The organism is Rhizobiales bacterium NRL2 (genome assembly GCA_001664005.1).
Taxonomy (GTDB): Bacteria; Pseudomonadota; Alphaproteobacteria; order Minwuiales; family Minwuiaceae; genus Minwuia.
In genome coordinates, this window is sequence record CP016093.1 from 4,658,386 (window position 1) to 4,679,781 (window position 21,396).

Genomic DNA, 21,396 nt, shown 5'->3' on the forward strand with positions numbered 1-21,396 from the left:
TCCGGCTCTCGGCTTTGTCGTGTCTCTTCAGTGATGCCCGATCCGCGCGGTCACGCCAGCTTGGCGATGACTTCGTCGGAAATGCTCTGGGGCACCTGCTCATAGTGATCGAACTGCATGGTGAACTGCGCCCGTCCCTGGGTCATGGAGCGCAGCGTGTTCACGTAGCCGAACATGTTGGCCAGCGGCACCATGGCGCTGATGACCGTCGCGTTGCCGCGCGGCTCGGAGCCCTGCACCTGGCCGCGGCGGCTGTTCAGATCGCCCATGACGTCGCCCACGAATTCCTCCGGCGTCACGGCCTCGACCTTCATCATCGGCTCCAGCAGCTTGGCGCCCGCCTTCGGCGCCGCCTCGCGGAACGCCGCCCGGGCGGCGATCTCGAAGGCCAGGACCGAGGAGTCGACGTCGTGGCTGGCGCCGTCGATCAGCTCCGCACGCACGTCGATCAGCGGGAAACCGGCCAGCACGCCGGCGTCGATGACCGAGCGCAGGCCCTTCTCGACGCCCGGGATGTACTCCCGCGGCACCGAACCGCCGACGATCTTGCTTTCGAAGGTGAAGCCGGAGCCCGGCTCGCCGGGACCCAGGATCAGCTTCACCCGCGCGAACTGGCCGGAACCGCCGGTCTGCTTCTTGTGGGTGTAGTCGATCTCGGTGTCTCGGGTCAGCGTCTCGCGGTAGGCCACCTGCGGGGCGCCGACATTGGCCTCGACCTTGAACTCGCGCTTCATGCGGTCGACGATGATGTCGAGGTGAAGCTCGCCCATGCCCTTGATGACCGTCTGGCCGGTCTCCTGGTCGGTAGTCACGCGGAAGGACGGATCCTCCTGCGCCAGCCGGCCGAGCGCGATCGACATCTTCTCGTGGTCGGCCTTGGTCTTCGGCTCCACCGCGATCTCGATGACCGGATCGGGGAATTCCATGGCTTCCAGGACCACCGGCTTGAGCGGATCGCAGAGCGTGTCGCCCGTGGTGGTGTCCTTCAGTCCGGCGATGGCGATTATGTCGCCGGCCATGGCGACCTTGACGTCCTCGCGGTCGTTGGCGTGCATCATCAGCATGCGGCCGATGCGCTCGCGCTTGCCCTTGACGGAGTTCATGATCGACTGGCCGCTCTCGACCTGGCCGGAATAGATGCGGCAGAAGGTCAGCGAACCGACGAAGGGGTCCGACATGATCTTGAAGGCCAGCGCCGAGAAGGGCTCGTCGTCGGACGAACGGCGGACCATCTCGGTCTCCGGCTCATCGACCTTGTGGCCCTGGATGGCCTCGACGTCGGTGGGGGCCGGCATGTAGTCGACCACGGCGTCCAGCAGGGGCTGCACGCCCTTGTTCTTGAACGCGGTGCCCAGCAGCACGGGCACGAAGGCGTTGGTCAGGGTGGCCTTGCGGATCAGCCGGCGCAGCGTGTCGGCGTCCGGCTCCTCGCCATCGAGATAGGCCTCCATGACCGCCTCGTCGAGCTCCACGGCCGCCTCGACCAGCTTCAGGCGGTACTCCGCGGCCTGGTCGGCCAGATCCGCCGGAATCTCGCGGTACTCGAACTCGGCGCCCAGCGTCTCTTCCTTCCAGACGATCGCGCGCATCTCGACCAGGTCGACCACGCCGACGAAGTCGGATTCCATGCCGATCGGCAGCTGCAGCGGGATCGGCAGGCAGCCCAGGCGGTCGACCATCATCTCCACGCAGCGGAAGAAGTCGGCGCCCATGCGGTCCATCTTGTTGACGAAGCACATGCGCGGCACGCGGTACTTGTCGGCCTGACGCCAGACGGTCTCGGTCTGCGGCTCCACGCCGGCGACCGCGTCGTAGACGGCGACGGCGCCGTCGAGCACGCGCAGGGAACGCTCCACCTCGATGGTGAAGTCCACATGGCCGGGCGTGTCGATGATGTTGATGCGGTGGTCGCGCCAGAAACAGGTCGTCGCGGCCGAGGTGATGGTGATGCCCCGCTCCTGCTCCTGCTCCATCCAGTCCATCGTGGCGGCGCCGTCATGGACCTCGCCGATCTTGTGGGAGCGGCCGGTGTAATAGAGGATCCGCTCGGTCGTGGTCGTCTTGCCGGCATCGATGTGGGCCATGATGCCGATATTGCGATAGCGGTTGAGAGGCGTCTGGCGGGACATGTCCTGAACTCCTGCTCCGGCCTTACCAGCGGTAATGCGAGAAGGCCTTGTTGGCCTCCGCCATACGATGGGTGTCTTCGCGCTTCTTGACGGCGCCGCCGCGGCTGGAGGCGGCGTCCATCAGTTCGCCGGCCAGACGTTCCATCATGGTGTTCTCGGAACGCTTGCGCGCCGCGTCGATCAGCCAGCGGATGGCCAGCGCCTGGGCGCGCTCGGGGCGGACGTCGACCGGCACCTGGTAGGTGGCGCCGCCGACGCGGCGGGAGCGGACCTCCAGATGGGGACGCGCATTGCTCAGCGCCTCGTGGAAGATGTCGACCGGGTTGCGGCCGATCTTGCGCTCGACCTGTTCGAACGCGTTGTAGACGATGCGCTCCGCGGCGGACTTCTTGCCGTGGTACATCAGATTGTTCATGAACTTCGACACCACCACGTCCCCGTGAATGGGGTCGGGCAGGATCTCGCGCTTCTCGGCTGCGTGACGACGTGACATGATCTAATTCTCTCCGATCACTTCGGCCGTTTGACGCCGTATTTCGAACGGCGCTGGCGACGGTCCTTGACGCCCTGGGTGTCGAGCACGCCGCGCAGGATGTGGTAGCGCACGCCGGGCAGGTCCTTGACGCGGCCGCCGCGGATCAGCACCACCGAGTGCTCCTGGAGGTTGTGCCCCTCGCCCGGGATATAGCTCGTGACTTCGAAGCCGTTCGTCAGCCGAACGCGCGCGACCTTGCGCAGCGCCGAGTTCGGCTTCTTCGGCGTCGTGGTGTAGACGCGCGTGCAGACGCCGCGCTTCTGGGGGCACGCCTCCATCGCCGGCACCTTGTTGCGCTCGATCGGCGCCTTGCGCGGCTTGCGGATCAACTGGTTAATCGTCGGCATGGTGTCCGAGCCTTCTCCAAACGAAATCTGCCGGGGCACACCCCGGTACGTGATTGTTGCGAAACGTGGGTAGCGTTCTTCCAAGCACCGGACAAAGACGAAGCGAGCCGTGAGCCGGCCCGCCGATGTTCCCTGTCCCGACGGCCTGTCCACTGGCCACTGTCAGAGCTTGGACGAACGGAACTGCGTCTTGGACGAAGCCAACTACCAGCACCGCAATGGGCGCGGACTATATGAAGGCGCCCCCATAGCGTCAACAGCAAAAGCGCGGAAAAAACCACTGCCTGGAAAGGGAGTTAGCGGAACGACTTGAGGGACGGAATCGAACGGATTCCGCTGCGTCCACGCAACAATCTTTCAAGAACGGAACGGGGCGGACGCCGAGACGCCCGCCCCCTCCATCATTCGCGGTCGACCGCGCGCCGCCGGACTACTCCCCGGCGGCGGGGATCGCGGTCGGCTCCTCGGCCTCCGGCCTGGCGCTCTCCTCCGCCAGCTTGCGGTCGCGCTCGGCGGCCACCCGGCGGATCTCGTTCATCATCGCGCCCGTCCCGGCGGGGATCAGACGGCCGACGATGACGTTCTCCTTCAGGCCGGCAAGGTCGTCGACCTTGCCGTTGACCGACGCCTCCGTAAGCACGCGCGTGGTCTCCTGGAAGGACGCCGCGGAGATGAACGACCGGGTCTGCAGGCTGGCCTTGGTGATGCCCAGCAGCACCGGCTCGCCCCTGGCGATCTCGCCGCCCTCCTTCGCGACCTTGGCGTTCTCGGCCTCGTACTCGTGGCGGTCGATCTGCTCGCCGATGAGCATCGTGGTGTCGCCGGTGCGCGTGATCTCGATCTTCTGCAGCATCTGGCGGGTGATGACCTCGATGTGCTTGTCGTTGATCTTCACGCCCTGCAGCCGGTAAACCTCCTGGATCTCGTTGACCAGGAACTCGGCCAGCGCCTCGACGCCCAGGATCTTCAGGATGTCGTGGGGCGCCGGATTGCCGTCGACGATATAGTCGCCGCGGCGGACCTGGTCGCCTTCGTGGACCAGGATGTGGCGGCCCTTGGCGATCAGATAGTCGACCGGCTCCTCGCTGTCGTCATCGGGGATGATCGTCAGCTTGCGCTTGGCCTTGTAGTCCTTGCCGAACTCCACCCGGCCGTCGACCTCCGCCAGGATGGCGTGGTCCTTCGGCCGCCGGGCCTCGAACAGCTCCGCCACCCGCGGCAGGCCGCCGGTGATGTCGCGTGTCTTCGAGCCCTCGCGCGGTATGCGCGCCAGCACGTCGCCGGCGTGGACGTTCTGGCCATCCTGGACCGACAGGATCGCGTCCACCGGCAGGAAGTAGCGGGCTTCCTGATCGTTCTCCAGGTTGATCACCTCGCCCTTCTCGTCGCGGAGCGTGATGCGGGGCCGGAGATCGTTGCCGCCCGCCTGGCTCTTCCAGTCCATGACGACCTTGGAGGCGATGCCCGTGTTCTCGTCGACCACGTCGCGCAGGCTGACGCCGTCGACCAGATCGCGATAGGTGACGTCGCCCGACTTCTCGGTGATGACGGGGATCGTGTAGGGATCCCATTCGGCGATCTTCTCGCCGCGCGCCACGGGCTTGCCGTGGTCCTTCGACAGACGGGTGCCATAGGGCACGCGGTGACGGGCCCGCTCGCGGCCGTTCTGATCCAGCAGCACCAGTTCGGTGGTGCGGTTCATCACCACCAGCCGGCCCTGCGAATCCTCGACCACGTTGCGGTCCTCGATCTTCAGCGAGCCGTCATAGGCCGCCTCGACGCTGGAGTTCTCGCCCGCCTGCGCCGCGCCGCCGATGTGGAACGTGCGCATGGTGAGCTGAGTGCCCGGCTCGCCGATGGACTGCGCCGCGATGACGCCGACCGCCTCGCCCTGGTTCACCGGCGTGCCCCGGGCCAGATCGCGGCCGTAGCAGGCCGCGCAGACGCCCTGGCGGTTCTCGCAGGTCAGCACGGAGCGGATGCGCACCGCCTCCACGGCGGCGTCGCTGATGACCTCGACCTCCGGCTCCTCGAGCAGGGTGCCGGCCTTGTAGAGCACGTCGCCGCTCACCGGGTCGGTGATGTCCTCGGCCGAGGTACGGCCCAGGATACGTTCGCCCAGCGGCGCGATGACGTCGGCGCCGTCGACCACTTCGCGCACCAGCAGCCCCTGGGTGGTGCCGCAGTCGACCTCGGTGATCACCGCGTCCTGCGCCACGTCCACCAGACGCCGCGTGAGATAGCCCGAATTCGCCGTCTTCAGGGCGGTGTCGGCCAGGCCCTTGCGGGCGCCGTGCGTGGAGATGAAGTACTCCGACACGGTCAGGCCTTCCTTGAAGTTGGAGATGATCGGGGTCTCGATGATCTCGCCCGAAGGCTTGGCCATCAGGCCGCGCATGCCGGCGAGCTGCTTCATCTGGGCCTGCGAGCCGCGGGCGCCGGAATGGGCCATCATGTAGATCGAGTTCGGCTGGCCGTTGTTGGCCAGGCGGGTCGATTCCATGCCCTTCATCATCTCGTCGGCGACCTTGTCGGAGCACTGCATCCAGGCGTCGACGACCTTGTTGTACTTCTCGCCCGTGGTGATCAGGCCGTCGAGATACTGCTGCTCGTACTGCTTGATCAGCTCGTTGGTCTCGCCGACCAGCTTCTCCTTGGCCTCGGGGATGATCATGTCGTCCTTGCCGAAGGAGATGCCGGCCCAGCAGGCGTGGGCGAAGCCCAGGCCCATGATCCGGTCGCAGAACATGACCGTCTCCTTCTGACCGGCGTGCCGGTAGACGATGTCGATCATGTTGCCGATCTCCTTCTTGGTCAGCAGCTGATTGACCAGGGAGAAGGGGACATTGGCGTTCTTCGGCAGTTCGCGCGCGATCAGCATGCGGCCCGGCGTGGCCTCGACCAGCTCGGTGACCTCGTTGCCCTCGGCGTCGACCGTCTTCCAGCGCGCCTTGATCTTCGCGTGCATGGCGACGACGCCGTGATCGAGCGCATATTCGATCTCGTCGTCGGTGGCGAAGATCATGCCCTCGCCCTTCGCGCCGTCGGTCTGCATCGACAGGTAGTAGAGGCCGAGGACGATGTCCTGGCTGGGGACGATGATCGGCTTGCCGTTGGCGGGCGAGAGGATGTTGTTGGTCGACATCATCAGCACCCGGGCCTCGAGCTGGGCTTCCAGGGACAGCGGCACGTGCACCGCCATCTGGTCGCCGTCGAAGTCCGCGTTGAACGCGGTGCAGACCAGCGGATGGAGCTGGATCGCCTTGCCCTCGATCAGCACCGGCTCGAAGGCCTGAATGCCGAGGCGGTGGAGCGTCGGCGCCCGGTTCAGCATCACCGGATGCTCGCGGATGACCTCCTCCAGGATGTCCCAGACCTCCGGGCGCTCCTTCTCGACCAGCTTCTTGGCCGACTTCACGGTGGGCGCGAGGCCCTGCAGTTCCAGCTTGGCGTAGATGAACGGCTTGAACAGCTCCAGCGCCATCTTCTTGGGCAGGCCGCACTGGTGCAGCTTCAGCTCCGGACCGACCACGATGACCGAACGGCCCGAATAGTCGACGCGCTTGCCCAGCAGGTTCTGGCGGAAGCGGCCCTGCTTGCCCTTCAGCATGTCGGCAAGCGACTTCAGCGGGCGCTTGTTGGCGCCGGTGATGACGCGGCCGCGGCGGCCGTTGTCGAACAGGGCGTCGACCGCCTCCTGCAGCATGCGCTTCTCGTTGCGCACGATGATGTCCGGCGCGCGCAGCTCGATCAGCCGCTTCAGGCGGTTGTTGCGGTTGATCACCCGGCGGTAGAGATCGTTGAGGTCGGAGGTCGCAAAGCGGCCGCCATCCAGCGGCACCAGCGGGCGCAGTTCCGGCGGCAGCACGGGAATGACCTCCAGGATCATCCACTCCGGGCGGTTGCCGGATTCGATGAAGGCCTCGATCAGCTTCAGGCGCTTGACGATCTTCTTGGGCTTCAGCTCCGACTTGGTCTCGGCCAGCTCGCGGCGCAGATCCTGGCGGATTTCCTGCAGGTCCAGGCCCATGAGGATGTCACGCACCGCCTCGGCGCCGATGCCGGCGGTGAAGGCGTCCTCGCCGTACTCGTCCTGGTAGTCGTAGAACTCCTCCTCGGTGAGGAGCTGGAAGCGCTTCAGCGGCGTCAGACCCGGCTCGATGACGATGTGCTGCTCGAAATACAGCACCCGTTCCAGATCCTTCAGCATCATGTCGAGGACCAGGCCGATGCGGCTGGGCAGCGACTTCAGGAACCAGATGTGGGCGACGGGCGCGGCCAGTTCGATATGGCCCATGCGCTCGCGCCGGACCTTCTGGGTCGTGACCTCGACGCCGCACTTCTCGCAGATGATGCCGCGGTACTTCATGCGCTTGTACTTGCCGCACAGGCACTCGTAGTCCTTGATCGGACCGAAGATGCGGGCGCAGAACAGGCCGTCCCGCTCCGGCTTGAAGGTGCGGTAGTTGATGGTCTCCGGCTTCTTCACTTCGCCGAAGGACCAGGAGCGGATCTGGTCGGGACTGGCCAGGCCGATCTTGATGTGATCGAAGCTCTGGGCCGTCTGCTGCTGACCGAACAGTTGCAGGGCGTCTTGCATGGTTACTTACCTCCGAAGGTAGGGCCGAGGGGGTTCGGGGCGGAACCCGCCATCAGCCGTCGGAATCCCTGAGTTCGACGTTCAGACCCAGCGAGCGCATTTCCTTGACGAGCACGTTGAAGCTCTCGGGGATGCCGGCCTCGAACGTGTCGTCGCCGCGGACGATCGCCTCGTAGACCTTGTTGCGGCCGGCCACGTCGTCGGACTTCACCGTCAGCATCTCCTGCAGCGTGTAGGCCGCGCCATAGGCTTCCAGCGCCCAGACCTCCATCTCGCCGAAGCGCTGGCCGCCGAACTGCGCCTTGCCGCCCAGCGGCTGCTGGGTGACCAGGCTGTAGGGGCCGATCGAGCGGGCGTGGATCTTGTCGTCCACCAGATGGTGCAGCTTCAGCATGTAGATGTAGCCGACGGTCACCGGACGGTCGAACTGCTCGCCGGTGCGGCCGTCGTGCAGCATGACCTGGCCGGTGCGGTCCAGACCCGCGCGCTCCAGCATCTCCACGATGTCGGGCTCACGGGCGCCGTCGAACACCGGCGTCGCCATGGGCACGCCGCGGCTGAGATTGGTCGCCAGCTCCATGCGCTCTTCGTCGCCGAGCGCCTGGATGTCCGACATCTCCTCGTCGTTGTAGACCTTGGCGAATTCGGTCAGCAGCGGCTTGGTGCCCTTGCCGTTGGCCTTCACGCCTTCCAGCGCCTCGCCGATCTTCAGGCCCAGGCCGCGCGCGGCCCAGCCCAGATGGGTCTCGAGGATCTGGCCGACGTTCATGCGGCTCGGCACGCCGAGGGGGTTGAGCACCACGTCGACCGGGGTGCCGTCCTCCAGGAAGGGCATGTCCTCTTCCGGCACGATGCGGCTGATGACGCCCTTGTTGCCGTGGCGCCCGGCCATCTTGTCGCCGGGCTGGAGCTTGCGCTTGATGGCCACGAAGACCTTGACCATCTTCATCACGCCCGGAGGCATCTCGTCGCCGCGCTGCAGCTTCTCGACCTTGTTGTTGAAGCGGGCCTGCAGGGCGCCGATGGCCTCGTCGAACTGGCGCCTGAGCGCCTCGATGTCGGCCATCGCCTTGTCGTCGGCCAGCACGATCTGCCACCACTGGCCGTGGCTCAGGCCGCCCAGCACGTCCTCGGTGATCGCGACGCCGGTGCGGAAGCCGCGGGGACCGCTCTCCGCCTCCTTGCCGAGCAGCAGGTTGCGCAGGCTGGCGTAGATGTTGCGCTCGTAGATGGCGCGTTCATCTTCCATGTCCTTGCGCAGGCGCTCGATCTCGTCGCGCTCGATCTGCAGGGCGCGCTCGTCCTTCTCGACGCCGTGGCGGTTGAAGACGCGCACCTCGACCACCGTGCCGGAGGTGCCCGGAGGCATCTTCAGCGAGGTGTCGCGCACGTCCGCCGCCTTCTCGCCGAAGATGGCGCGGAGCAGCTTCTCCTCCGGCGTCATTGGGCTCTCGCCCTTCGGCGTGATCTTGCCGACCAAGATGTCGCTCGCCTCGACCTCGGCGCCGATGTAGACGATGCCGGCCTCGTCGAGATTCTTCAGCGACTCCTCGGAGACGTTGGGAATGTCGCGGGTGATCTCCTCCGGGCCCAGCTTGGTGTCGCGGGCCATGACCTCGAACTCCTCGATGTGGATCGAGGTGAAGACGTCGTCCTTCACGATCCGCTCGGAGATGAGGATGGAGTCCTCGAAGTTGTAGCCCATCCACGGCATGAAGGCGACGAGCACGTTCCGCCCGAGCGCCAGTTCGCCCATGTCGGTGGAGGGGCCGTCGGCCATGATGTCGCCGACCTTCACCATGTCGCCGACCTTCACCAGCGGCCGCTGGGTGATGCAGGTCGACTGGTTGGAGCGCTGGAACTTCAGCAGCTTGTAGATGTCGACGCCCGAACGCGACAGGTCGGCCACGTCGGTGGCGCGGACCACGATGCGCTCCGCGTCGATCTGCTCGACCACGCCGTCGCGGCGCGCCACCACGGTGACGCCCGAATCGCGGGCCACCACGGATTCCATGCCGGTGCCGACATAGGGCGCCTCGGGCTGCAGCAGGGGCACCGCCTGGCGCTGCATGTTGGCGCCCATCAGGGCGCGGTTGGCGTCGTCGTTCTCCAGGAACGGCACCAACGCCGCGGCGACGGACACGAGCTGCTTCGGCGAGACGTCGATGTAGTCGATGTCCTGCGGCCGGGCGAGGATGAACTCGCCGCCATGGCGGCTGGAAACCAGATCCTCGGTGAAGGCGAAGGTCTCCGGATCGAAGGGCGCGTTTGCCTGGGCGATGGTGTAGCGGCCTTCCTCCATGGCGGAGAGATAGGCGGCCTCCTCGGTGACCTTGCCGTCCTTCACCCGGCGGTACGGGCTCTCGATGAAGCCGTACTGGTTGATCCGCGCAAAGCTGGCCAGGCTGTTGATCAGGCCGATGTTCGGGCCTTCCGGCGTCTCCACCGGGCAGATGCGGCCATAGTGCGTCGGGTGCACGTCGCGCACCTCGAAGCCGGCGCGCTCGCGGGTCAGGCCGCCCGGGCCGAGGGCCGAGAGGCGGCGCTTGTGGGTGACCTCGGAGAGCGGGTTGGTCTGGTCCATGAACTGGCTGAGCTGCGAGGAGCCGAAGAACTCCCGCACCGCCGCCGCCGCCGGCTTGGCGTTGATCAGGTCCTGCGGCATCACGGTGTCGATCTCGACCGAGCTCATGCGCTCGCGGATCGCGCGCTCCATGCGCAGCAGGCCGATGCGGTACTGGTTCTCCATCAGCTCGCCGACCGAGCGGACTCGGCGGTTGCCGAGATGGTCGATGTCGTCGATCTCGCCCTTGCCGTCCTTCAGGCCGACCAGGTAGGTGACGACCGCCAAGATGTCCTCCTTGCGCAGCACGCGCACGGTGTCCTCGGCCTCCAGCTCCAGGCGCGCGTTCAGCTTCACGCGGCCGACGGCCGAGAGATCGTAGCGCTCGGAATCGAAGAACAGGCCCTGGAACAGGGCTTCGGCGGTCTCCTCGGTCGGCGGCTCGCCAGGGCGCATGACGCGGTAGATGTCGACCAGCGCGGTGTCGCGGCTGGTGTTCTTGTCCACCGCCAAGGTGTTGCGGATGTGGGCGCCGACGGTGATGTTGTCGATGTCCAGCAGCGGCAGTTCGGTCATGCCGGCGTCGACCAGGGTCTCCAGCAGCTTCTCGTCGATGGCGTCGCCGCCCTCGGCGAAGACCTCGCCGGTCTTCTCGTCGATCAGGTCATGGGCGACGAAGCGGCCGATCAGGTCCTCGGCCGGAATCAGCATGTGGCTCATGCCGCCCTCGACCAGCTTCTTGCCCGCGCGCGGCGCCAGCTTGTCGCCGGCCTTCGCCACCACTTCGCCCGAGTCGGCGTCGGTGATGTCCGCCAGCAGGCGCTGACCGCGATAGCGGTCAGGGTCGAACGGCGCGCGCCAGCCCTTCTTGTCGTGGGCGACGGTCACGGTGTCGTAGAAATGCTCCAGGATCTCGTCCGACGACATGCCCAGCGCATAGAGCAGCGTCGTCGCCGGCAGCTTGCGCCGGCGGTCGATGCGGACATGGACGATGTCCTTGTGGTCGAACTCGAAGTCCAGCCAGGAGCCGCGATAGGGAATGACGCGCGCGGCGTGCAGCAGCTTGCCGGAGGAGTGGGTCTTGCCGCGGTCATGGTCGAAGAACACGCCGGGCGAGCGGTGCATCTGGGAGACGATGACGCGCTCGGTGCCGTTGATGATGAAGGTGCCCTTGTCCGTCATCAGGGGCATGTCGCCCATGTAGACGTCCTGCTCCTTGATATCGAGGACCGACTTGGCGCCGGTGTCCTCGTCGACCTCGAAGACGATCAGCCGCAGCGTCACCTTCAGCGGCGCGGCATAGGTCAGCCCGCGCTGGATGCATTCGTCGACGTCGTATTTCGGCTCCTCGAACTCGTAGCGCACGAACTCCAGGCTCGAGGTCTCCGAGAAATCGGAAATCGGAAAGACAGAGCGGAAAACGCCCTCCAGCCCGTTGTCGCCCCGTTCCTCGGCCGGTGTATCGGCCATGAGGAAGGTTTCATAGGAGGCCCGCTGAACCTCGATCAGGTTCGGCATGGGGACCACTTCGGCGATGCGGCCGAAGTTGTGGCGAACGCGCTTGCGAGCGGTAAAAGAAAGCGGCATTCCTGTTCCTCGTCCGACCGGGGCCCTCGTGGACGGGCCCGCATTGTCCGCCGGCTTTCGCACCCGGTGGCCGGCAGGGCCGGACCGGGACGGGGCGCCGCGCTATCCCCCGTTCGGGGCCGTGGGGGCCCTAAACGCCTTCAACCGCCCGGAGACGCACTCCGGCCGGTCGCCGCGGCGCCCTCGACGTGGCCGCCGCCTGACAGATGGCGATCCCGCCGGCCGCCGGAAACCCGGCAGCCGGCGAAATCACGCAGATCACTTCAACTCGACCTTGGCGCCAACGCCCTCGAGCTGCTCCTTGATCTTCTCGGCCTCGTCCTTCGAAGCGCCTTCCTTGATGGCCTTCGGGGCAGCCTCGACCAGTTCCTTGGCCTCCTTCAGGCCCAGGCCGGTGATGCTGCGGACTTCCTTGATCACGTTGATCTTCTTGTCGCCGACTTCGGCCAGAACGACGTCGAACTCGGTCTGCTCCTCGGCCGCGGCGGCTTCACCGCCGCCCCCGGCTGCGGCAGCCGGCGCCGCGACGGCGGCAGCGGCGGAGACGCCCCACTTCTCCTCGAGAAGCTTGGCGAGTTCGGCCGCCTCGAGGACGGTCAGGTTCGAGAGGTCTTCGGCAATTTTTTCCAGATCAGCCATTTGTTCGGTTTCCTTGGTCAGTGAGGTTGTCGACGGGGCCCGTATGAGAAGACCTTGTCCGTCAGGCGTCTTCCTTGGTGGCGTATGCGTTGAGCACCCGCGCGAGCTGCGAAGCCGGGGCCTGCACCACCTGGGCGACCTTGGTCGCCGGGGCGTTCAGCAGGCCGATGATCTTCGCGCGCAGATCGTCGAGCGACGGCAGTTCGGCCAGAGCCTTGACGCCGTCGGCCTCGAGCACATGCTCGCCCATCGCGCCGCCGAGAATCACGAGTTTCTCGTTCTTCTTGGCGTACTCCACCGCCACCTTCGCCGCCGCGACCGGATCGTTCGAATAGGCGATCGCGGTCGGTCCGGTGAAGCTGTCGGTGAGCGCACTGTAGGACGTGCCTTCGAGAGCGATCTTCACGAGCCTGTTCTTCGTGACTTTGAAGCTGGCGCCCGCTTCGCGGACCCGGCTCCGGAGATCGGTCATCTCCGCAACCGAGAGGCCCTTGTAGTGGGTGATGACGACGAGGGCCGTGTTCTCGAACACGTCCTTCATCTCGCCGATCAGCGCCGCCTTTTCTTCCCGGTTCACTCTTTCGCTCCTTCTCACGGAACCCTTCGGCCGGCGATCCGGCTTCGGGGTTCCAGCCCTGGGACGGCTGGTTTGCGGAGCCGAGGCTCCCCGTCCCTCTTCATGTCCTGCCCCAGGGTCTTGACCCGGAAACGCGCGCGGCGGACCGCGTTCATTCCGGTTCGCAACTCCCGTCTATTGCAGGCCCGGCTTCGGATTAAGCCGTTCGGGCGCGGAGCCGTCGCGGCGCCTGCAGTCTCGGACAGGTGATCCCTCGGGCCGCAGGGGCCGTCGGGACCGCGCCGCCACCGGTTGGACCCGGCGGCGGAATTCCGTGGTCGACGCTCAGGCCGCGGGCTGCGGATTGAGCGTCGAGATGTCGATCTTCACGCCCGGCCCCATGGTCGAGCTGACCGCCGCGCGCTTCAGATACTGGCCCTTGGCGCCCGCCGGCTTCGCCTTCAGCAGCGCCTCCACCAGGGAGCGCGCATTGCCGAGAAGCTGTTCCTCGGTGAAGCTGGCCTTGCCGATGCCGGCATGGACGATGCCCGCCTTCTCGACGCGGAACGACACCTGGCCGCCCTTGGCCGCCGCGATCGCTTCCTTGACGTTCGGCGTGACCGTGCCGAGCTTCGGGTTCGGCATCAGGCCGCGCGGGCCCAGCACCTTGCCGAGCCGGCCGACCACCGGCATCATGTCGGGCGTCGCGATCACGGTGTCGAAGGGCATGTCGCCGGCCTGCACCCGTTCGGCCAGGTCCTCGGCGCCCACGATGTCGGCCCCGGCGGCGGTGGCCTCATCGGCCTTGTCGCCCTTGGCGAAGACCGCCACGCGGACGGTCTTGCCCGTGCCGTTGGGCAGCTGCACCACGCCGCGCACCATCTGATCGGCGTGCCGCGGATCGACGCCCAGGTTGACGGCCATCTCCACGGTCTCGTCGAACTTGGCGACCGCCCTGGCCTTCACCGCCTTGATCGCTTCTTCCAGCGACACCTGCGCGTCGCGGTCGATGCCCTCCTGGGCGGCAGTGTAACGTTTTCCCTTGCGCGCCATCGTTCTACTCCACCACCTGCAGGCCCATCGAGCGGGCGGAGCCCGCGATCACCTTCATCGCCTGGTCCAGATCCGCGGCGTTGAGATCGGGCATCTTCTGCTCGGCGATCTCGCGGACCTGCGCCCTGGTCACCTGGCCGACGAAGCCCTTGCCGGGCGTCGCGGCGCCCTTCTGCAGGCCGGCGGCCTTCTTGAGGAAGTAGGACGCCGGCGGCGTCTTGGACACGAAGGTGAAGGAGCGATCCGAATAGGCGGTGATGATCACCGGGATCGGCATCCCCTTCTCCATGTTCTGCGTCTCGGCGTTGAACGCCTTGCAGAACTCCATGATGTTCAGGCCGCGCTGACCCAGCGCGGGACCGATCGGCGGCGACGGGTTGGCGGCGCCCGCCGGCACCTGCAGCTTGATGTAGCCTGCGATCTTCTTTGCCATTTCAGACCCTTCTGACGTCTACCAAGGGGGCGTGGTGCGGCCATGGCGGGCCTTCCACACCGTTCGCTCGCCAAATGCGCGCGTGACCTCGCTGCGTACCCGGTCCGTGTCGCCGAACCCGCGTCGCAGTCGGATCAGTTTGATGCACCTCGAGGCATTTGGTTGAGCCGACGGCTTTTATAGCCCCCGGCCATCCGATTCAAGGAAAAAGAATCGCCTTTCGCCCGATCGGCGGGCGGCGGCGCTCAGTCCAGCTTCTCCACCTGGGTGTATTCGAGCTCCACCGGCGTGGCGCGGCCGAAGATGGAGACCGACACCTTGACCCGGGCGCGCTCCTCGTCGACATCCTCGACGACGCCGTTGAACGAGGCGAAGGGCCCGTCGGAGACGCGGACCTGCTCGCCGATGTCGAAGGTGATCGAGGGCTTGGGCCGCTCGATGCCCTCCTGCATCTGCTGCAGGATGCGCATGGCTTCCTTTTCCGGGATCGGCTGGGGCTTGTTGCCCGAGCCCAGGAAGCCCGACACCTTGCCGACGTTCTTGACCAGGTGATAGCTCTCGTCGGTCAGTTCCATCTTCACCAGCACGTAGCCGGGAAAGAACTTGCGTTCGGCGCTGACCTTCTGGCCGCGGCGCATTTCCACGACCTCCTCCATCGGCACCATGACCTCCTCGATCAGGTCGGTCATGTTCTTCTGGACGGCCTGCTCGCGGATCGCCTGGGCGACCTTCTTCTCGAAACCGGAATAAGCGTGAACGATGTACCAGCGCGCTGTCATGGTCAGCTCCCCAGTTCCAGAATGAAGCCGACACCCGTCTGGATGATGATGTCGACCACCAGGAAGAAGACCGCCGCGATGGCGACCATGATGAAGACCATCATGGTGGTGACGCCCGTCTCCTTGCGTGTCGGCCAGGTCGTGCGCGCGCCCTCGGCCCGGACCTGGCGCAGGAACTCGACCGGCCCGACCTTCTTCTTCGGGGCGGGCTTGTCGGCCGGCTTGGACGATGCCGCGGGGGTCGTTTTCTGGCCGCGACCGCGCGGGGTCCCGGACTTCGACTTGGCCATAGCGATCTTTCTGCTGTTCTACGCCAACACTTGCGCGCCAGCCGCTTCAGGGTCGGGCATGGCAGGAGTGGAGGGACTCGAACCCCCAACCCCCGGTTTTGGAGACCGGTGCTCTGCCAGTTGAGCTACACTCCTATGCCCGGCGGGCCGGCTGGCCCGCCTGTACGCGATACTACTCTATGATGGACGCGACGACGCCGGCGCCGACGGTGCGTCCGCCCTCGCGGATGGCGAAGCGCAGGCCCTCGTCCATCGCGATCGGGTTGATCAGCTGCACCGTCATGGCGACGTTGTCGCCCGGCATCACCATCTCCGTGCCTTCCGGCAGTTCGATCACGCCCGTGACGTCCGTCGTCCGGAAATAGAACTGCGGCCGGTAGTTGCCGAAGAACGGCGTGTGACGGCCGCCCTCCTCCTTCGTCAGGATATAGGCCTCCGCCTTGAACTTCGTGTGCGGCGTGATCGACCCCGGCTTCGCCAGAACCTGACCGCGCTCCACGTCGTCGCGCGCCACGCCGCGCAGCAGCGCGCCGATGTTGTCGCCCGCCTCGCCCTGATCCAGCAGCTTGCGGAACATCTCCACGCCCGTGCACGTCGTCTTCTTGGTGTCGCGGATGCCGACGATCTCGACCTCCTCGCCAACCTTGACGACGCCGCGCTCCACGCGCCCCGTCACCACCGTGCCGCGGCCCGAGATCGAGAACACGTCCTCGATCGGCATCAGGAACGGCTGGTCCTTCGGGCGCTCCGGCTGCGGCACGTAGTCGTCCACCGCCTTCATCAGCTCCAGGATCGCCTTCTTGCCGATCTCGTCGTTCGTCCCCTCGACCGCGGCAAGGGCCGAGCCGCGGATGATCGGAATGTCGTCGCCGGGGAAATCGTACGAAGACAGCAGCTCGCGGATCTCAAGCTCCACCAGCTCCAGCAGCTCCTCGTCGTCGACCTGGTCGACCTTGTTCATGAACACCACCAGCGCCGGAACGCCGACCTGGCGCGCCAGCAGGATGTGCTCGCGCGTCTGCGGCATCGGACCGTCCGCCGCCGAAACAACCAGGATCGCGCCGTCCATCTGCGCCGCGCCCGTGATCATGTTCTTCACGTAGTCGGCGTGACCCGGGCAGTCGACATGCGCGTAGTGACGGTTCTCCGTCTCGTACTCCACATGCGCCGTCGAGATCGTGATGCCGCGCGCCTTCTCCTCCGGCGCGTTGTCGATGTCCGCGTACGACTTCACCGCGCCGCCATACTCCGCAAGCGTCATCGTGATCGCCGCCGTCAGCGTCGTCTTGCCGTGGTCAACATGGCCAATCGTGCCAACGTTGCAGTGCGGCTTGTTACGCTCAAACTTCTCCTTGGCCATATCCTAGCGCCTCGTTCTTCCTGGTTTCCGGCCGCGGCCCATCGACCGAGCAACACGGATTCTTATTTCAGCCTTCGCGACGACCCGGCGCGGCTGGAGCGGGTGATGGGAATCGAACCCACGTAACCAGCTTGGAAGGCTGGGGCTCTACCATTGAGCTACACCCGCCTGGATTCCGGCCTGCCGCCATGTCGTCCTGCGCCCGTGGACCTCGGCGTGAGCGATGGTGGAGGGAGTTGGATTCGAACCAACGTAGGCATAGCCAACGGGTTTACAGCCCGTCCCCTTTAACCACTCGGGCATCCCTCCGTATCGGCTCATGTCGGATGGTTTCGAGCGCGAGGTGCTCTATCGTCAAATCACCTGCCCTGTCAACCGCGTTGCCGGGCATTGGCGGAGCTGTGCCGGCCCCCGGCGAATCCGCACAGCGGGCCGGGGCCCCTGTGATCGCTGTTGCTCCGGACCGGCGCACTCAATATAAGCCCGCCGATGGATGATCGCAGAGACAATCGCGGCGGGCGCAACGGCCCGCGCAATGACGGACGTGGCGGGCGCGGACGCGACGGCGGCGAACGCCGTCCCGCCGGCGGCCAGAGCCAGGGCCGCGGGGACCGGCCACCCAGGCGTGACGACCGCGGTCAGACTCAGGCGCGCGGTGATCGCCCGCCCCGGCGCGACGATCGCAGTCAGGGTCCGGGCGGCGGCGACCGGCCGCCCAGGCGCGACGACCGCGGGCCGACCCAGGCGCGCGGTGATCGCCCGCCCCGGCGCGACGACCGCAGTCAGGGTCCGGGCGGCGGCGAGCGGCCGCCCAGGCGCGATGACCGCAGCCAGTCTCAGGGACGCGGTGATCGCCCGCCCCGGCGCGAAGGCGGCGGCGACTATCGTGGCGACCGCGGCGCCCCTCGTGGCGGACAGGGCGACAGCCGCCCGCCACGGCGCGACGACCGGGACAATCGCGGCGGTCGGGACCGGAGGGATGACCGGGAGGCGCGCGGCGACCGTGGCGGCTACAGGGGCGAACGCGGCGGCGACAGGCCGCCCAGACGCGACGACCGGGCCGACAGCGGACCACGGCGCGACGATCGCGGACCGCGGCGCGAGGGCGGCGACGAACGCCCCTTCCGCACCCGCGAGGACCGCGAGCGCGAGGACCGCGTCGCCCGGGAGGGGCAGCGCGGCGACCGCCGCGACGGACGCACTCATTTCCGCCGCCCCGAAGGGCGCGAGCCCGGCCGCCGCGAGCGGCCCGGCGGCAGCCGCCGTCCGGTTTCCGTCGAGGTCCGGTCGGGCGGCAAGGGCGGCGGCGCCCAGGAAGGGCAACACTGGATCTTCGGCCGTCATGCCGTGCTGGCCGCACTGAACAATCCGAAGCGGGACATCGGCCGTCTGGTCGCCACCGAACAGATGGCGGAGCAGGCGGGCATCGCCGGGCACGCCCTGCTGGAGAAGGCGACCCGCGCGGACATGGACCACATGCTCGCCCGCTACGACGCCGACGCCACCCATGGCGGCATCGCGGCCTACGCCTCGACGCTCAATCCGCCCTCCGTGGAGAGCCTGCTGAAGCCCGAAGGCCGTTCGCTGGTCATCCTGCTCGATCAGGTCAGCGATCCGCACAATGTCGGCGCGGTGATGCGCACGGCCGCCGCCTTCGGCGCGCGGGCGGTGATCGCGCCGGAACGCAACGCGGCGCCGGTGACCGGCGCCCTGGCCCGGGCCGCTTCGGGGGCGCTGGAGAGCGTGCCCTATCTGCGCCCCACCAACCTTTCCCGGACGCTGGCCATGCTCAAGGAGTGGGGCTACTGGCGCATCGGCCTGGACGGCGCTGCGGAAAAGCCGATCGAGGCCGCGGCCGAGTTCGAGCGCGTCGCCCTGGTGCTCGGCGCCGAAGGCAAGGGGCTGAGGCGGCTCACGGCGGAGAACTGCGACCTGCTGGTCTCCATCCCCATGTCGGACGCCGTGGAGAGCCTGAACGTCTCCAATGCGGCGGCCATCGCCTGCTATGCCCTCTACCGCCGCGACGCGTGACAGGCGGGGCGTTTTCCGCTACCTCCTGCACCGTCGCCGGCGTGGCTCAACTGGTAGAGCAACCGCCTTGTAAGCGGTAGGTTGGGGGTTCAAGTCCCTCCGCCGGCACCATCTTCAATGCAGACTCGCAACCACCCTCTAACAAGCTGAAAACGCTTGATTTTTTGGTGTTCAAACAGCCTGTATCGCGGACATACGAAAGAGGCTCTGAAAACGCCAGTCTGATCACAAGTGAGCGGGCCTCGGAGCCACCGATTTTCCAGCAATCATAAGGGCTTGCGAGGAATCGAAGGGCGAGTTCAAACATTTCCTCGAAAGGCCTTGCCGGTACAGGCTTTCTGGACGCCTTATCAAGGGCGATCAGCTTCTTCTTTTCCAGTTCCGCAATGCGCCCCTCGAACGCGCTCAAGGCGCGTGGATTGCTGACTTCGAGCATCTTGTCGAGCACCATGCCGATCTCGGCTTCGATCTCACGGGCCTTTGCCGCATGGAGCTTGGTCGCGGCTTCGAGACGCTTTGCTTGCGCGTCCCAGGCTCGAACGAACATGGCCTTGATGAGGTTGAGGTACTGGCGTGTCGGCTGGAGCGAATGGAGCACTTCCTCAAAGCAGGTTTCCAGCTTCGCCTTCGGAATGCCCTTGCCCCTCTGATCGCACCCATGATGGTGGCACGAGTAGTAGGCGTAGTGCTTGCACTTTCCCTTGCTCCATCCCCCCGTCAGCGAATAACCGCATTCAGCGCACGACACGGCGCCACGGAGCGGAAAGTCGTCGCTCGTGTCTTTTCGAGCGGGCTTAACCGGACGCTGTTTCAGGCGCTCCTGTATGCGCCAGAAAGTTTCCTTGCTCACAATCCCTTCGTGTTTGGCCTCGCGCATCGAGACGCCCCAGCTCGGCATCGCGACGTATCCGCCGTACAAAATCTGCTCAAGCATCCGCTTCACGGTCTGCTGAATGATCGTGCCGTCCGGACGGTCCTTGGGAAACTCGGGCTCCGATTCCAGGTAGCGGACCACTTCCGATTGCGTCTGGAACTGTCCGCTTGCGAAGCCCTCAAGGGCATTGCGGATGATCGACGCGTGAGGTTCGTCGTGGACCAGGATCTTCCCGCCCCCGCTGTAGGGGACATATTTGAAGCCAACCGGAGGGACTGAGCGGATAGAGAAGCCTTGCTCAATGCGCGCCTGCGCTTTCTGACGGTTTTGCCGGGCCATTTGCTCTCGCTCCAATGTTCCGGCCGCGACAGATATGGTTTCAACAAATTTTCCTTCCGGCGTGTCCTGAAATTCAAAATTCAGGCATTCCAGAACAGCCCCGCGCTCTGTCATCGTGCGGCGAAGTTTGAGATAGAATTCTGTCTCACGGCTGTAGCGTTTGAGATCATCGAAGATGACAACAAATCGTTCGTCCGGCCGGGCATCCAGATACGCGAGGAGCGCCACCATACCGGGCCGGTTGATAAAGTCGCCGCCACCGGAAACGTCATCGGGGAACACGGCCTCGACAGAATAGCCCTTGGTGTCTGCATACTGCCTGCAACGGTACTCCTGGCTGTGGAGCCCCGATCCGTCTCGGGTCTGCTTCTTTCCCGAAACTCGACAGTACAAGAGTGCCTTGCTTGGATTACCCATCCGCGACTCCCTTCTCGCCACAGGGGGATTGTTTCCCGCTCCGACGAACAAATTCATTGATCAAATGACTGGGAACCGAGCTTACCACGTTCGACCGGCTTCTCCTCGCATCCGCCCCGGAAGCGCTGGTTTCTCCACAGGATTGTTGGGCCTGTTGCAACGGGTGGACATTGAAACCCAGCGCCACGAACCCGTTGACGATACCGAACAGCTCGCGGACCAGTTCGCATTTCTGATGATCGGTCAAATCGCTGTCTTCAAGAAACCCGAGATAATAGTCGAAGTCGATCTCGATCCGCAGAGGCGGGATGAAGTCATCGGCCCTCTTGCCTTCGAGGCCGGACGACCGTTCCGCACCCAGCGCCTCAGGTGAATTGGTCGAATTGCTGGTGCGGTCCTTGCCGTCTTTCATGGCCTCTATCCTTTCTGCCGTCGGGGTTGTTCTCTCCCTTGCTGTGTTAGTCAAAGAAAAGAACATAACAAGAACATACACTTTTGACAAGCTCTCTTTGAACTCGTCTAGCGGCTGCGGTCGCTGGTCCTGTTCTTCTGCTTGCCGGTCTCGCGCTTCTGGCTGAAATCCTCCCGGCGCATCTCGCGGGTACGCTCGTATGCGCCGCGCGCCAGCTCGGCGACCTTCAACAGGTCCGTACCGATGAAGCTGCTGGTGTCGCGCGAATTGCCCTCGGCATCGGTGTAGGTGCGCGACAGGCTGGTGGTGTAGAAGGGACCTTTCTCACCTTCATTGCGCCAGATGCTGGCCTTGATGGAGCCGTCCCGCAGGGTCTCGGCCGGGCGCTGCGGTTCCGGGCTGGTGTCCTGCCCGGCCTGCGGTGCGGGGCTGCGGTCATGCTGGTCTGTCAT

At 65.9% G+C, this 21,396-nt stretch carries 16 protein-coding genes and 4 tRNA genes; 4 read left to right on the forward strand and 16 right to left on the reverse strand.

Features of this window, described 5'->3' with window-relative positions; genetic code table 11:
* Positions 1-50: 50 nt before the first annotated feature.
* From TEF_21840 to TEF_21910, 15 genes are all read right to left on the reverse strand, one after another.
* Complete coding sequence (locus TEF_21840) at positions 51-2,129, reverse strand: translation elongation factor G (protein ID ANK83146.1); 2,079 nt, start codon at positions 2,127-2,129, stop codon at positions 51-53.
* 22 nt (positions 2,130-2,151) lie between these two features.
* Entirely contained in the window at positions 2,152-2,622 is a 471-nt protein-coding gene (locus tag TEF_21845; GenBank protein ANK83147.1) for a 30S ribosomal protein S7, read from the reverse strand.
* Between the two features lie 17 nt (positions 2,623-2,639).
* The gene (locus tag TEF_21850; protein ID ANK83148.1) at positions 2,640-3,011 is read right to left on the reverse strand and encodes a 30S ribosomal protein S12; all 372 of its coding nucleotides are present in this window, start codon (positions 3,009-3,011) and stop codon (positions 2,640-2,642) included.
* Positions 3,012-3,441: 430 nt separating this feature from the next.
* Positions 3,442-7,611 carry a DNA-directed RNA polymerase subunit beta' gene (locus tag TEF_21855; GenBank protein ID ANK83149.1) on the reverse strand — a complete coding sequence of 1,390 codons (4,170 nt, stop codon included), beginning with the start codon at positions 7,609-7,611 and terminating at the stop codon, positions 3,442-3,444.
* A 52-nt stretch (positions 7,612-7,663) separates the two neighbouring features.
* On the reverse strand, positions 7,664-11,761 hold the full coding sequence (locus tag TEF_21860; protein ANK83150.1) for a DNA-directed RNA polymerase subunit beta: 4,098 nt from the start codon (positions 11,759-11,761) through the stop codon (positions 7,664-7,666).
* Between the two features lie 258 nt (positions 11,762-12,019).
* The gene (locus TEF_21865) at positions 12,020-12,400 is read right to left on the reverse strand and encodes a 50S ribosomal protein L7/L12 (protein ANK83151.1); all 381 of its coding nucleotides are present in this window, start codon (positions 12,398-12,400) and stop codon (positions 12,020-12,022) included.
* 61 nt (positions 12,401-12,461) lie between these two features.
* On the reverse strand, positions 12,462-12,977 hold the full coding sequence (locus tag TEF_21870; GenBank protein ID ANK83152.1) for a 50S ribosomal protein L10: 516 nt from the start codon (positions 12,975-12,977) through the stop codon (positions 12,462-12,464).
* A gap of 324 nt (positions 12,978-13,301) precedes the next feature.
* Positions 13,302-14,009: a 50S ribosomal protein L1 gene (locus TEF_21875; GenBank protein ID ANK83153.1), complete on the reverse strand. Its 708-nt coding sequence runs from the start codon at positions 14,007-14,009 to the stop codon at positions 13,302-13,304.
* Between the two features lie 4 nt (positions 14,010-14,013).
* Positions 14,014-14,442: a 50S ribosomal protein L11 gene (locus TEF_21880; protein ID ANK83154.1), complete on the reverse strand. Its 429-nt coding sequence runs from the start codon at positions 14,440-14,442 to the stop codon at positions 14,014-14,016.
* Between the two features lie 245 nt (positions 14,443-14,687).
* On the reverse strand, positions 14,688-15,221 hold the full coding sequence (locus TEF_21885; protein ANK83155.1) for a transcription termination/antitermination protein NusG: 534 nt from the start codon (positions 15,219-15,221) through the stop codon (positions 14,688-14,690).
* Between the two features lie 2 nt (positions 15,222-15,223).
* A complete protein-coding gene (locus TEF_21890; GenBank protein ID ANK83156.1) occupies positions 15,224-15,511 on the reverse strand; it encodes a preprotein translocase subunit SecE in 288 nt (95 codons plus the stop codon).
* A 59-nt stretch (positions 15,512-15,570) separates the two neighbouring features.
* Positions 15,571-15,646, reverse strand: a tRNA-Trp gene (locus TEF_21895).
* A gap of 37 nt (positions 15,647-15,683) precedes the next feature.
* Positions 15,684-16,871 carry a translation elongation factor Tu gene (locus TEF_21900; GenBank protein ID ANK83157.1) on the reverse strand — a complete coding sequence of 396 codons (1,188 nt, stop codon included), beginning with the start codon at positions 16,869-16,871 and terminating at the stop codon, positions 15,684-15,686.
* A 94-nt stretch (positions 16,872-16,965) separates the two neighbouring features.
* Positions 16,966-17,039 (reverse strand) — tRNA-Gly (locus TEF_21905).
* 56 nt (positions 17,040-17,095) lie between these two features.
* Positions 17,096-17,180 (reverse strand) — tRNA-Tyr (locus TEF_21910).
* Between the two features lie 1,020 nt (positions 17,181-18,200).
* On the opposite strand from TEF_21910, the gene TEF_21915 reads away from it, so the two are divergent.
* The 4 genes from TEF_21915 (at position 18,201) to TEF_21930 (ending at position 20,905) form a co-directional block, all read left to right on the forward strand.
* The gene (locus TEF_21915; protein ANK83667.1) at positions 18,201-18,902 is read left to right on the forward strand and encodes a 23S rRNA (guanosine(2251)-2'-O)-methyltransferase RlmB; all 702 of its coding nucleotides are present in this window, start codon (positions 18,201-18,203) and stop codon (positions 18,900-18,902) included.
* Positions 18,903-18,937: 35 nt separating this feature from the next.
* A tRNA-Thr gene (locus tag TEF_21920) sits at positions 18,938-19,013 on the forward strand.
* Between the two features lie 275 nt (positions 19,014-19,288).
* The gene (locus TEF_21925; GenBank protein ANK83158.1) at positions 19,289-19,552 is read left to right on the forward strand and encodes a hypothetical protein; all 264 of its coding nucleotides are present in this window, start codon (positions 19,289-19,291) and stop codon (positions 19,550-19,552) included.
* A gap of 1,122 nt (positions 19,553-20,674) precedes the next feature.
* A complete protein-coding gene (locus tag TEF_21930; GenBank protein ANK83159.1) occupies positions 20,675-20,905 on the forward strand; it encodes a hypothetical protein in 231 nt (76 codons plus the stop codon).
* Between the two features lie 146 nt (positions 20,906-21,051).
* On the opposite strand, the gene TEF_21935 is transcribed toward TEF_21930, so the two are convergent.
* Positions 21,052-21,396, reverse strand: a complete 345-nt coding sequence (locus TEF_21935) for a hypothetical protein (GenBank protein ANK83160.1) — start codon at positions 21,394-21,396, stop codon at positions 21,052-21,054.

Coding starts and splice junctions, on each gene's coding strand:
- TEF_21850 (ANK83148.1), bottom strand. CDS start 3,011: ATGCCGACGATTAACCAGTTGATCCGCAAGCCGCGCAAGGCGCCGATC.
- TEF_21890 (ANK83156.1), bottom strand. CDS start 15,511: ATGGCCAAGTCGAAGTCCGGGACCCCGCGCGGTCGCGGCCAGAAAACG.
- TEF_21865 (ANK83151.1), bottom strand. CDS start 12,400: ATGGCTGATCTGGAAAAAATTGCCGAAGACCTCTCGAACCTGACCGTC.
- TEF_21860 (ANK83150.1), bottom strand. CDS start 11,761: ATGCCGCTTTCTTTTACCGCTCGCAAGCGCGTTCGCCACAACTTCGGC.
- TEF_21900 (ANK83157.1), bottom strand. CDS start 16,871: ATGGCCAAGGAGAAGTTTGAGCGTAACAAGCCGCACTGCAACGTTGGC.
- TEF_21855 (ANK83149.1), bottom strand. CDS start 7,611: ATGCAAGACGCCCTGCAACTGTTCGGTCAGCAGCAGACGGCCCAGAGC.
- TEF_21885 (ANK83155.1), bottom strand. CDS start 15,221: ATGACAGCGCGCTGGTACATCGTTCACGCTTATTCCGGTTTCGAGAAG.
- TEF_21840 (ANK83146.1), bottom strand. CDS start 2,129: ATGTCCCGCCAGACGCCTCTCAACCGCTATCGCAATATCGGCATCATG.
- TEF_21875 (ANK83153.1), bottom strand. CDS start 14,009: ATGGCGCGCAAGGGAAAACGTTACACTGCCGCCCAGGAGGGCATCGAC.
- TEF_21845 (ANK83147.1), bottom strand. CDS start 2,622: ATGTCACGTCGTCACGCAGCCGAGAAGCGCGAGATCCTGCCCGACCCC.
- TEF_21925 (ANK83158.1), top strand. CDS start 19,289: ATGCGCCCCTCGAACGCGCTCAAGGCGCGTGGATTGCTGACTTCGAGC.
- TEF_21935 (ANK83160.1), bottom strand. CDS start 21,396: ATGACAGACCAGCATGACCGCAGCCCCGCACCGCAGGCCGGGCAGGAC.
- TEF_21880 (ANK83154.1), bottom strand. CDS start 14,442: ATGGCAAAGAAGATCGCAGGCTACATCAAGCTGCAGGTGCCGGCGGGC.